Annotated in this window: 11 protein-coding genes; 5 read left to right on the top strand and 6 right to left on the bottom strand. The window is 34.6% G+C overall.

Annotation, left to right across the window (positions count from 1 at the left end; all coding sequences use genetic code 11):
- Window positions 1–28: 28 nt before the first annotated feature.
- Window positions 29–1,969 (top strand): DNA topoisomerase (ATP-hydrolyzing) subunit B, encoded by a 1,941-nt coding sequence (gene gyrB, locus AACZ49_RS04360; protein ID WP_339652050.1) that lies wholly within the window; start codon window positions 29–31, stop codon window positions 1,967–1,969.
- A gap of 71 nt (window positions 1,970–2,040) precedes the next feature.
- Window positions 2,041–3,057 (top strand): DUF6588 family protein, encoded by a 1,017-nt coding sequence (locus tag AACZ49_RS04355; protein ID WP_339652048.1) that lies wholly within the window; start codon window positions 2,041–2,043, stop codon window positions 3,055–3,057.
- Window positions 3,058–3,335: 278 nt separating this feature from the next.
- On the opposite strand, the gene AACZ49_RS04350 is transcribed toward AACZ49_RS04355, so the two are convergent.
- Window positions 3,336–3,713, bottom strand: a complete 378-nt coding sequence (locus AACZ49_RS04350) for a hypothetical protein (RefSeq protein WP_339652047.1) — start codon at window positions 3,711–3,713, stop codon at window positions 3,336–3,338.
- Window positions 3,714–4,004: 291 nt separating this feature from the next.
- Between AACZ49_RS04350 and AACZ49_RS04345 the strand changes: the two genes are divergently transcribed.
- The 3 genes from AACZ49_RS04345 (at window position 4,005) to secDF (ending at window position 8,767) form a co-directional block, all read left to right on the top strand.
- Window positions 4,005–4,931 (top strand): malate dehydrogenase, encoded by a 927-nt coding sequence (locus tag AACZ49_RS04345; protein ID WP_339652045.1) that lies wholly within the window; start codon window positions 4,005–4,007, stop codon window positions 4,929–4,931.
- A gap of 140 nt (window positions 4,932–5,071) precedes the next feature.
- Window positions 5,072–5,677 (top strand): hypothetical protein, encoded by a 606-nt coding sequence (locus AACZ49_RS04340; protein WP_339652042.1) that lies wholly within the window; start codon window positions 5,072–5,074, stop codon window positions 5,675–5,677.
- 120 nt (window positions 5,678–5,797) lie between these two features.
- Entirely contained in the window at window positions 5,798–8,767 is a 2,970-nt protein-coding gene (secDF, locus tag AACZ49_RS04335) for a protein translocase subunit SecDF (RefSeq protein WP_339652039.1), read from the top strand.
- Between the two features lie 53 nt (window positions 8,768–8,820).
- Here the strand turns inward: secDF and AACZ49_RS04330 are convergent, their stop codons facing one another.
- The 5 genes from AACZ49_RS04330 to yidD form a co-directional block, all read right to left on the bottom strand.
- Entirely contained in the window at window positions 8,821–10,053 is a 1,233-nt protein-coding gene (locus tag AACZ49_RS04330; protein ID WP_339652037.1) for an ATP-binding cassette domain-containing protein, read from the bottom strand.
- Window positions 10,054–10,575, bottom strand: coding sequence for a GNAT family N-acetyltransferase (locus AACZ49_RS04325; RefSeq protein ID WP_339652034.1), 522 nt, complete (start codon window positions 10,573–10,575; stop codon window positions 10,054–10,056).
- Between the two features lie 35 nt (window positions 10,576–10,610).
- On the bottom strand, window positions 10,611–11,105 hold the full coding sequence (locus AACZ49_RS04320) for a DUF192 domain-containing protein (protein ID WP_339652032.1): 495 nt from the start codon (window positions 11,103–11,105) through the stop codon (window positions 10,611–10,613).
- Entirely contained in the window at window positions 11,105–12,067 is a 963-nt protein-coding gene (gene lgt / locus AACZ49_RS04315; protein ID WP_339652030.1) for a prolipoprotein diacylglyceryl transferase, read from the bottom strand. Before lgt ends, AACZ49_RS04320 begins: the two co-directional genes overlap by 1 nt.
- Before the next feature lie 120 nt (window positions 12,068–12,187).
- Window positions 12,188–12,409 (bottom strand): membrane protein insertion efficiency factor YidD, encoded by a 222-nt coding sequence (yidD, locus tag AACZ49_RS04310; RefSeq protein ID WP_339652199.1) that lies wholly within the window; start codon window positions 12,407–12,409, stop codon window positions 12,188–12,190.
- Window positions 12,410–12,457: the final 48 nt, after the last annotated feature.

The raw sequence follows: 12,457 nt of genomic DNA, 5'->3' as shown, positions 1-12,457 counted from the left end.
AAATTTGAAGTAAAACAACCTTAATTTTATGAGCGAAGAAGCAAATAAGAAGAATTATTCCGCAGACAGTATTCAAGCCCTAGAGGGTATGGAGCATGTACGTATGCGTCCATCCATGTATATAGGTGATGTTGGTGTGCGTGGTTTGCACCATTTGGTATATGAAGTAGTGGATAACTCAATAGATGAAGCAATGGGCGGCCATTGTGATACTATTAGTGTTGTCATTAATGAGGATAACTCCATAACAACAAAAGATAATGGTAGGGGTATACCTGTCGACTTACATAAAAAGGAAGGTGTTTCTGCGTTACAGGTAGTAATGACCAAAATTGGGGCAGGTGGTAAGTTCGATAAAGATTCTTATAAAGTTTCTGGTGGTCTGCATGGTGTAGGGGTATCTTGTGTTAATGCTTTATCGGATCATTTAACGGCTACGGTTTATAGAGAAGGTGTTGTTTGGCAACAAGAATATTCAAGGGGTAAGGCTCTTTATCCAGTAAAAAGAGTAGGAGAGACTACCGAGAGAGGTACCATGGTGACCTTTCACCCAGATGAAACGATTTTTACCCAGACAATTGAATATAGTTATGAGACCTTAGCGAACAGAATGCGTGAGCTTTCTTTCTTAAATAAAGGGGTGACGATTACTATTACCGATATGCGTCAAAAAGACGATAAAGGAGAATATATTAACGAAACTTTTTATTCTGATGAAGGGCTTAAGGAGTTTGTTAAATTTTTAGACGGTAATCGTGAGTCGTTAATACAGAGTGTTATTTCCATGGAAGGGGAGAAGAATGACATTCCTGTGGAAGTCGCCATGATCTATAATACAAGCTATACGGAAAATCTTCATTCTTATGTAAACAATATTAATACCCACGAAGGTGGTACGCATTTATCTGGATTTAGAAGAGGACTTACTTCTACTTTGAAGAAATATGCCGATGCTTCTGGTATGTTAGATAAATTGAAGTTTGAAATACAAGGCGATGATTTTCGTGAGGGATTGACTGCTATTGTATCGGTAAAAGTTCAAGAGCCTCAATTCGAAGGTCAAACTAAAACAAAATTAGGAAACCGTGAGGTTTCAGCAGCAGTAAGTCAGGCAGTTTCAGAAATGTTGACTAATTATTTGGAGGAACATCCAGATGATGCCAAAATTATCGTTCAAAAAGTAATCCTAGCAGCACAAGCTAGGCATGCGGCTTCAAAGGCCCGTGAAATGGTGCAGCGTAAGAATGTAATGAGTGGCGGTGGTTTGCCAGGTAAACTATCAGATTGTTCAGAACAAGATCCTGAGAAATGTGAAATTTTCCTTGTCGAGGGTGATTCGGCGGGTGGTACCGCCAAAATGGGGCGTGACCGTAATTTTCAAGCTATCCTACCTTTAAGAGGTAAGATTTTGAATGTTGAGAAAGCCATGCAGCACAAGGTTTTTGAAAACGAGGAAATTAAAAATATGTATACTGCTTTAGGTGTTACCATTGGTACCGAAGAAGATAGTAAGGCGTTGAATCTTGCTAAATTGAGATATCACAAGGTAGTCATCATGTGTGATGCCGATGTCGATGGTAGTCATATTGAAACATTAATATTGACCTTTTTCTTCCGTTATATGAGAGAGTTGGTTGAAAGTGGTCACGTTTATATTGCTACTCCACCATTATACTTAGTGAAAAAAGGACAGAAAAAGCAATATGCTTGGAGTGATAAAGAACGAGATGCAATTGCTGATAGTTATAGTGGAGGCGTTAGTATCCAACGCTACAAAGGTCTTGGTGAGATGAATGCTGAACAATTGTGGGATACCACAATGAATCCAGAATTCAGGACTTTAAGACAAATTGTTATTGATAATGCAACAGAAACAGATCGTGTTTTCTCTATGTTGATGGGTGATGAGGTTCCGCCAAGAAGAGAATTTATTGAGAAGAATGCTGTTTATGCGAACATTGACACATAGAAAGTACTACTTACACAACAAAAACCTGCGCCTACAGCGCAGGTTTTTTATTTTTAGGTAAAATTTTAGAAATGAAGAAGTTACTTACGTTAGTTTTTATTGGGAGTTGTTTAACTGCAACGGCTCAAGTAGATTTTAATGATATCTTTGCTGCAGGTGTTAACGATGCCGAGCAGTTTACGACCGATTATATGGCGCCGCTATCAGAAAGTGTGGTTTATAGCTTAGCGACTGGGTGGTATAATACAGCTGATGCTAAGCCATTAGGCGGATTCGAAATATCAATTATCGGTAATATTACAGGTTTTAAGAATAAGTCAGATAAAAAAGCTTTTATCTTAGATCCTAATGATTATGAGAATTTAGATTTTGTAGATAATCCGGGTGTTGCTCGAGAGGTTTCTACTGCCCTAGGGGATATTTCCAGTACAACTGTATTTGTAGAAGGTGAAGTTGCTGGCTTTACTGCTAGACAAGAGTTTGAATTACCATCGGGACTTTCTGGAGAAGGTGTTGATTTTATACCTTCGGGATATATTCAAGCTAGTGTTGGTTTGATTAAAGGAACTGAAATAAAAGCTCGATTTCTTCCTAAAATGGAATATGAAGATGCTTCGATCGGTTTAATTGGTTTTGGAATTCAACACGATTTTACGAAATTATTACCTGCTGATAAAATATTGCCTGTAGCTATTTCTGCGGTTATCGGATATACTAATATTTCTGGAGATTATGATTTGACGAACGTAAATATTGTTGAAGGTGAAAACCAGCGAATTGAAGCTACTATTAATACATGGGTTTTTAATGGGGTTGTTTCTACTAAACTTCCAATTATTAATTTTTATGGAGGTTTAGGTTATGTTTCAGGAAAATCTGTAACCGATGTTTTAGGAACATATAGAGTAACTGAAGGGCCGTTAACATCAGAAACCTATGTTGATCCATTCGCTATTACTAAAAAGGTTAGTGGAGTTATAGGTACTTTAGGGACAAAGCTTAAATTAGGTTTCTTTAGATTGAATGCCGAGTATAATTTAGGAGAGTTTAATACTGCTACAGTTGGTGTTAATTTTGGTTTTAGATAAAATTGAATTTAAATAATTTATAGAGTTTTAAGTAATTAAGTTTGTTATCATGTAAAAGCCCTATAAGATTTATTGAAATCTTATAGGGGTTTTCTTCTGCTTTAGGTATAAGTTTATAAATGAAACCTCTCTTCAAATTAATCATATGAAGTTATGAACTTGATATTTGTTATTTAGTTCAGATGAGGAGATTTCAATGCCATCAAAATAGCTTTAAATAAAAAAGACTGCCCAGATTGCTCTGGACAGACTTTTTCCCATGGCCCTGTTAAAATCGTTTATTCCCTAATAGCCATTGTGGCACCATCCATATTCTTTAGAAAAAAATTATCTTCTAAACTTTGAATGGTTATGTAATTATTGGGTTTGTCTTCAAGGCCTCTATACTCAATTGTATATATGTCGCCTTGCTTGGACCAGTTGAAATCTGTTTTTAAGATAATGGTAGTACCATTAATTTCATGATACCTTCCTAAATATACATCATTGAATATCCATTCTTTTCGAACGGTTTGCTTAGATGAATTTTCCGTAGTAGTGATTTTCGATTGTGACCATATCCCAATAATGGGATCATTGTTTTGTTCTATCCTAGAACAATTGGCCAGAAAGACTATGGCGCATATGGCCGCCAAAGAGAGGAACTTTTTAGTCATAAGTAGGTTAAATTTGGTTTGGATTTGGGATCCAAAGTAATTAACGCTCTATATTATACGTTATTATTTATATTCGATGTATGGTAACTAAATTCCAATATTTTCGTTGAACCGCATTTTTTTTTAACACCATGTGCATTTAAACGATGTTTTTAAGGAGAATAACTAGTAATTTAATGAGCTGCTCTAGATGATTTTTCATCAATAAATACCTATTTTTGGATTGAAAATTCATTACAAATAGGGTCGGTGATCCTATTTTATAAATAATAATTCATAAAATATATAAACATGAAAGTTACAGTAGTTGGTGCAGGCGCAGTAGGTGCTAGTTGTGCAGAGTACATTGCTATTAAAGATTTCGCATCTGAAGTAGTTATTTTGGACATTAAGGAAGGTTATGCAGAAGGTAAAGCGATGGATTTGATGCAGACTGCATCATTGATGGGTTTTGATACTAAAATTACAGGCAGCACAAATGATTATGCTAAAACTGCTGATAGCCATATAGCGGTAATTACTTCTGGTATTCCGAGAAAACCAGGTATGACTAGAGAAGAATTGATCGGTATAAATGCAGGTATTGTAAAAACTGTTTCAAGTAACCTTTTAAAGCATTCTCCAAATGTTATTATTATAGTAGTTAGTAACCCAATGGATACTATGACGTATTTGGTACATAAAACTACTGGTATCCCTAAAAATAGAATTATTGGTATGGGTGGGGCTTTAGATAGCGCAAGATTCAAATACCGTTTAGCGGAAGCTATGGAAGCTCCTATTTCAGATATCGATGGTATGGTAATAGGTGGGCATAGCGATACAGGTATGGTTCCATTAACTTCTCACGCGACAAGAAATAGTATTCGTGTTTCAGAATTTTTATCAGAAGAAAGGCTACAACAAGTTGCAGATGATACTAAAGTTGGTGGCGCAACATTAACGAAGTTGTTAGGTACTAGTGCATGGTACGCTCCAGGTGCGGCAGTGTCTTCAATGGTTCAGGCAATAGCATGTGATCAGAAGAAGATGTTTCCATGTTCTACAATGTTAGATGGTGAATATGGTTTAAGCGATATTTGTATTGGTGTTCCTGTAATTTTAGGTAAAGATGGTATCGAGAAAATTATAGATATACCATTGAGTGCTGCTGAAAAAGCGAAAATGAAAGAGAGTGCAGAAGGTGTTTCTAAAACAAATGGCCTTTTAGAGTTGTAGTTTATATAAAAAAATGAATAAAAGAAAAGCTTTATAGTTCAACTATAAGGCTTTTCTTTTTAGAATATGATAGACTTCGGAAATATTTATATTGTATAAAATAGACTACCTAGTATAATCTTTATTTTTATATTTGTCGCATGAATGCAAAATGGTGCGTAAGTACTTTAATTATTATTCTTGCCTTATTAGGGCTAAGTCAAGAGCAAACAAAAGCTTCTAATCAGCAAATTTTATTACAATTTACAGATGTAGAATTTGCTTCGGAAAATGCTCATGATGAAGTTTTGGCAGCAATTACCAAAAGCCTTAAAGTCTTAGGTGTTGATGCTATTGAAATAATAGAAAATGACGGGAGACAAGTAAGTATTCGTTATTATAGTGATGTTGATGCCCTTAGTGTTAAGGAATTTCTTACTCAAGAAAACCAACTGTCATTAATATATGATAATGAACTTCCACTTAATTTCCCAAAAGAACAGCTTCCTGAAAAGTATAATCTAATAGTATCAGACCTACATCAACAAGCTGAGAATGGATTCAATTTAAATGGAAATCTTGTTTTAATTCAAAAGCAGGATTATGATAGTTTTTCTAATCCAGTAATCATACAGTTTAACGATAGAATAGTTTTTAAACAAAATGCTATTGTACATGTATCTTTTAAGATTAATAGAAATATTGCAATTGCAATAGATAACACTTCACAGACTATTCCAGAAGTTAGGGCAGGACCTTCTGTTTAAGGGAATAGCTAATTCCAAAAAAAAATCTCTAAGGAACGTAATTACTCTGTGTAAAGGTAGTTTGCTTTAGATTTTAAAGTAAACAAAATTTTAATCAACATAAACTAAATATATTATAAAATGCAAAACAAAGGACTTATAAAGCTTTTTGCTTTATTATTTGGGTTAGTTAGTATCTACCAGCTATCCTATACTTTCATTACAAGCAAAGTAGAAAAAGAGGCGAATGTATTCGCAGCGAGCCGTATAACGGAAGCAGAAGATGGCTATGTAGCAAAAAGGGAAGTTGTAGCTGCGAACTATCTTGATTCGATTGGCAACAATAGTATTCTTGGATATACCAATTATAATGAAGCCAAAAAGAAAGAGTTGAATAAAGGACTTGACCTTAAGGGTGGTATCAACGTAACACTTCAGATTTCGGTTAAAGACATTCTTAAAGGATTAGCTAATAACACAAAAAGCCCAGTTTTTAATAAAGCCTTGGCCGATGCCGATGCTGCAACTACAAATAGTGATGAAACCTATATTGAATTGTTCTTCGAAGCATTCGATAACATTAAAGGAGAAACTAAATTAGCTTCACCAGATATTTTCGCTAACAAAGGTCTTAGTGATGAAATCAATTTTCAAATGTCAGATGATGAGGTTAAGCCTATCATAAGAAGAAAAATTGATGAATCTATCGTTTCTGCTTTTGAAGTATTAAGAGAGCGTATCGATGGTTTTGGTGTTACACAGCCAAACATTCAAAGAGAAGGCAATTCTGGGCGTATTTTGGTAGAATTGCCAGGGGCTAGGGATATTGCTCGTGCTCAAGACCTTTTGTCTAGTACTGCTCAATTAGAGTTTTGGGAAACATACAAGCAAAGCAATACAAGCTTTAGCACATTCCTTATTCAGGCGAATGAAAAATTAAAAGATATTGTAGAAGTTGAAAGACCAGAGCAGATAAAGGAAGAGTCTGAATTGGATTCATTATTGTCTGATGTTTCTGCTGATTCTTTAGATTTAGCAACACAGGTAAATCCGTTATACGAATTGTTAATTCCTGCTAACCCGGGAACTAATGCAATGTTCAGAGCAGCTATTAAGGATACTGCAACAATTGGTTCTTATTTTAGGATGCCAGAAATTAGAAGGTTATTGCCTGCCGACATTCAGTTCACAAAATTTGTTTGGGAAAGACCTTCAACCGAAGATACCGAAGTAATCGATTTATATGCCTTAAAATCTAACCGTGATGGTACACCTAGAATTAGTGGTGATGTTGTAAGTGATGCTCGTGCAGATTTTGACCAGTTCAGTAAGCCTGCAGTTTCGATGACCATGAACACTAAAGGTGCTAAGGAATGGGAGAAATTAACTGGTGACGCCTATACGAACCAAACAGGTATTGCTATTGTTCTTGACAACAAGGTATATACCGCTCCAGGTGTTTCTTCCGGTCCAATTTCTGGGGGTCGTTCAGAAATCACAGGTAACTTTACAGTAAACGAAACTAAAGATATTTCGAATGTTCTTAGAGCTGGTAAATTACCTGCTTCTGCAGAAATTATTCAATCAGAAATTGTTGGTCCTTCTTTAGGTCAAGAGGCTATTGATAGTGGTTTTATGTCTTTCTTAATTGCAATGGCTATAGTTCTACTATGGATGATCGCATATTATGGTAAAGCTGGTGCATTTGCTGACATTGCTTTATTGTTGAACATCTTATTAATTTTCGGGGTGTTAACAAGCTTAAATGCGGTATTGACATTGCCTGGTATTGCAGGTATCGTTTTAACTATTGGTATGTCTGTTGATGCGAACGTACTAATCTTTGAGCGAATCAAAGAAGAGTTGGCAAAAGGCAAAGGAAAGAGCCAAGCAGTTGCTGACGGTTTTGGAAATGCTTTGTCTTCTATTTTAGATGCGAACATTACTACAGGTTTAACTGCTGTTATCTTGTTCATTTTTGGTTCAGGACCTATAAAAGGATTTGCGACCACCTTATTAATTGGTATTATAACATCACTTTTTACCGCTATATTTATTACAAGGCTATTGGTAGATTGGTATGTTAGTGGTAAAGGAAGAAGCTTAGACTTTTCAACTAGTTTGACTAAAAACCTTTTCAAGAATGTAAATATTGATTTCTTGGTTAAAAGAAAAATAGCTTACATATTATCAAGTGTTCTGGTAGCAGTTGGTTTGTTTTCATTATTCTTCGGACCTGGATTACAGCAAGGAGTAGATTTCGTAGGTGGTCGTTCATATACAGTTCGTTTCGAACAACCTGTTAATCCCTCTGAAATTGCTTCTGAATTAAATACGGTTTTTGGAAGTGGTACCAATGTGAAAACATATGGTGAATCTAATCAAGTAAAAATTACTACTCCTTATAAAGTAGATGTTGAAGGTATTGAAGTTGATACTGAGATTCAGGATAAATTGTATACATCTCTTCAAAAATATTTACCAGATGGTATCAGTAAAGATGCTTTCGTTTTAGGTGGTGTAGATGATGGGACTGTAGGTATTTTGCAATCGGTAAAGGTTGGTCCTACAATAGCAGATGATATTAAGAATAATGCCTTTTTAGCCATTTTAGGTTCTTTAGCGGTAGTTTTCCTTTATATTTTATTAAGATTTAGAAGATGGCAATTCTCACTGGGTGCAGTTGTTGCTGTATTTCATGATGTATTAATTGTATTAGGTGTTTTCTCTATATTCGGTAAGTTGATGCCATTTAACATGGAAATTGACCAAGCGTTTATTGCGGCTATATTAACCGTAATCGGGTATTCATTGAACGATACCGTGGTTGTGTTTGACCGTATTCGTGAAACTTTGTCAGAACGTGGCTGGAAAGGTGGTGCAAATGTTAATTACGCTATAAACAGTACTTTGAGTAGAACTTTAAATACCTCTTTGACTACATTAATAGTATTATTGGCAATTTTTATATTCGGTGGTGAATCATTGAGAGGGTTTATGTTCGCAATGATCGTGGGTATTGTTGTAGGTACCTACTCATCTGTATTTATTGCAACTCCTGTAATGTTTGATGCATTAAGTAAGAAAATTACTTCTGGTAAATCGGAATAAATAATTACTAACTCAAATTTTAAAATCGCTATCTCAAAAGGATAGCGATTTTTTTATGTGGCAGTTGTAGAACCAATTGAGCCTGAACATGTTTTTTCTAGGGTATAAATGCTCTTTGGTTCTAGGTGAGGTTCTTTTCTGTGAGAAACAAATAGAATGGCTGTATTGGTTTCATGCGCAATTTTGTTAACTAAAGTAACTAATAGAGCGGCAGATTCATCGTCCATTCCCGTAGTGGGCTCATCAAGTATAAGTATTGGAGGATGTTTCACCATCGCTCTTGCCGTCATCACCAATCGTTGCTTGCCTGATGATAGATTATTAAAATAGGTGTCTTTTAAATCATGGAGATTTAGTATTATTAACCACTGTTTAACAATCCTTTTTTGAATGTCGGTTGGTATCGTATAAAGACCTATAGAGTCGGTAATACCGGAAATTAACATGTTTTCTACGGTGTGTCTGCCTTTAAATTTATTGGTCATGGCAGGCGAATAGTAGCCTATTTTCTTTTTAATATCCCATACGGTTTCACCGCTTCCTTTTAGGTTTCCAAAAAGATATATTTCTTGGCCGAAAGCTTTTGGATTATCTCCTGTAATCATAGAAAGTATGGTAGATTTTCCACTTCCATTGGCTCCAGTTAATTGCCAAAAATCCCCTTTATGTATAGTCCAGTTGATATTGTCAAGTATTTTTTTGTCTCCATAAGAAATGCTAACATTCTTAAATTGTATTAATGGGTTGTTAAAGCTAGGTGCATTTTCTAGCGGTTGTGGTATACTTACGTTGCTAAAGGCATGTTTCTTTATTTGTTTTTCAAAATCCAAATCTTGAATTATAGTGAAAGTGTCAAAAGTTAGTCTTCCGAATTGTTTTATAAAGGAAAGAGTATCTGCCTTTCTACTTGCTATTTGTATAAAAGAAATGTGACTTGAATATTCCTTTAGTATAGTTTTAAGTTCTTCTTGAAATGTGATATCTAAATTGTCAAAAGGATTGTCTAAGATGATATAATCTGGCTTTTGCTGAAGTGTATAATATAATAAAGCCTTTTTTTGTTCGCCATTTGACATCGTTTCAAGATCCTGTAGTTCAGAGCTTATAATTTTATGGTCGTGTTTGTCTTCCTCGTCTATAAGCCTCTCTAAGGTAAATTGAGAGTATAAAAGTCCTTTTTTCTGTTGGTATTTTATAAGTTCATTCGGAATTTCACCCTTTTGAAAATCTTTAATGAAATTTTTTTTAGCAGAGTTATTGTCAATGTAGATTACCCAATGATTCATTTATGCTTTAATTCTAAAAATATGAACAGAATTGTCTTTGTAGGTAGTACTAAAGTCAATATTCATTCCATTTTTCAATGCTGTTTTCTGTGATGGAATATTATTTACTTGAATGATAGATATTAAACTTTCTGCCCATTTATTCTCAAAAGCCACTTCTTTGCATTTTTTTGCTGCTTCAAAAGCATAGCTTTGTCGCCAATATTCTGGTAGAATAGAATAACCAATTTCTAACTCTACTATGCCATCTACCTCTTGCGCTAAAAGACCTGCAAGACCAATAAGTTTTTTGGTCTCCTTCGAAAAAAGAGCATTCATACCACCTGACTGTTCTTTATAGCGTTCGAAAATTCTTGAAAATTGTTCCTTACAGGCGGTAATGGGGTCTTTAGATAAGCCTGACCAATATTGACTACTTAAAGGTTCTTGGTGAAATGGAAGCCAGTTTTCAAAATCAGATAGTGATACTTTCTTAAAAAGCAACCGTTCTGATTCTTCATTGAACAATACATAATCTGGCATTTTACTCTTTACTAAATTAATAGAGAAATTCGCAATTAGTCACGACTGAAACTAACGCGGTCTCCAATCGATATTCCTAAAGTTTCTGCAAGACCACCATTTATTTCAAGAACATATTTTATCGGTGCCATTGAAGATAAACCCGTTTCATTAAAAGGTTGCGCGTTTTCTTGCATGCTAGCAATCGTCAAATCCTCTTTTATGTAAATAATATCTAAAGAAAATTCAGTGTTCTTCATGTAAAAAGAGTGCATCGCTTCATTAGGGAAAATAAAAAGCATAGCCTGATTGTTTTTCATGCTTTTTCTGTACATTAATCCCGTTTGTGTTTCGTAATCTGTTTCAGCAAATTCTATGTCGAACTTTGTTGTTAAAGTATCACTAGTATTTACATACACATTTAAATTTCCTTCGTGAGTAAATTCAATCTGTTGTGTTGAAATCGTTCTTATAGCATCTTCCTTACAAGAGGAAAATACCAGCGTAAAAACTACTGTGAAAACCCAAATAATACGTTTAAAACTTAGCATTAGGCAGTTTTAGTTTTCCTGAACATAAAGAAAAGACCAATTAGAATAAATGGAATACTCAACCATTGTCCTGTAGATAAAATACCCAAGGTGTCTTCAAAACCACCTTGACTTTTCTTAACGAATTCTACTAAGAAACGTACCGACCAAAGTAATACGAAAAACAACCCGAATAAGTATCCTGTTTTATTCTTTTTGTCAGTTTTCCAATATAAAAAGTAAAGTAGAATGAATATAAATATATAACCTATGCCTTCATATAATTGAGCAGGATGACGGTAAGGTATTTGTGCTAAATATTCTGAAAATTGAGGATTGTTCTCTATTGCGGCATATGCAGCATTCAATGTTTTTTCTTGAGTAATACCTAATGCTTTTGAGGGATGTAAGTCATCTGAGTCACGTATGAACTTCGTGGCGAAAATGAAGTTTTCATTAACAACTTTCCCATTAATTTCAGAATTAAAGAAGTTTCCCAAACGAACACAAAAGCATCCAATTGCAACAGGAATCACCATTCTGTCAAATATCCAAAGCATGCTGAACTCAGGGTATTTTCTTGTATATAAGTATGTTCCAACAATAATACCTAAAGTAGCTCCGTGACTTGCTAAACCTGTAAAACCTGTAAATTCATAACCATTTATTAGTCCGAATAACAAACTACCCGATTCACTTTCTCGTACCGGTAGTAGAATTTCAGCAAGGTGATTGGAGTAATAGGCCCAGTCGTAAAAGAAAACATGTCCTAATCTTGCGCCTAACATGGTGCCCAAAACAGTATATATAAAAAGGGAATCTAATTGTTCTACCGATTTTTTCTCATTGGTAAAAATTCTTTTCATGATAAACCAACCAAGCGCGAAGGCAGTTATCCAAAGTAGATTATAGTATTTAATCTGTATAAATCCAATATTGAAAAGAGTTTCATTCGGATTCCAAATAATTCCTAAGAAATGCATGTGTCGTATTTTGAAAGGCTAAGATAATAAATAGCAAACAGACAAATCGATTTTGTAATACATAGTTAGGGTAAAAGTTTATCTAATTACTAAAGATAACAATTGTAAGAATTCAACTTTTTAGGGTACTGGGTCATAACCTTTACCACCCCAAGGATTACAGCTAAATATTCTCTTTGTAGCTAACCATCCACCTTTAAATAATCCGTGTTTTTTTAAGGCTTCTAAAGTATATTGAGAACATGTAGGGGAGTACCTGCACGTTGCTGGAGTATAGGGTGATATTGCTAATTGATAAAAGCGAACCAATAGTACAAAAGGGGCAATTAGAATTTTTTTTATTGAAATGTTCAAAACAGCTAATTAATAGTACAAATTTACTATAATACA

Origin of the sequence: uncultured Maribacter sp. (genome assembly GCF_963975365.1) — a bacterium.
Taxonomy (GTDB): domain Bacteria; phylum Bacteroidota; class Bacteroidia; order Flavobacteriales; family Flavobacteriaceae; genus Maribacter.
The sequence above is the reverse complement of the archived record's forward strand: the minus strand, read 5'-3'. Positions and strand labels throughout refer to the sequence as shown.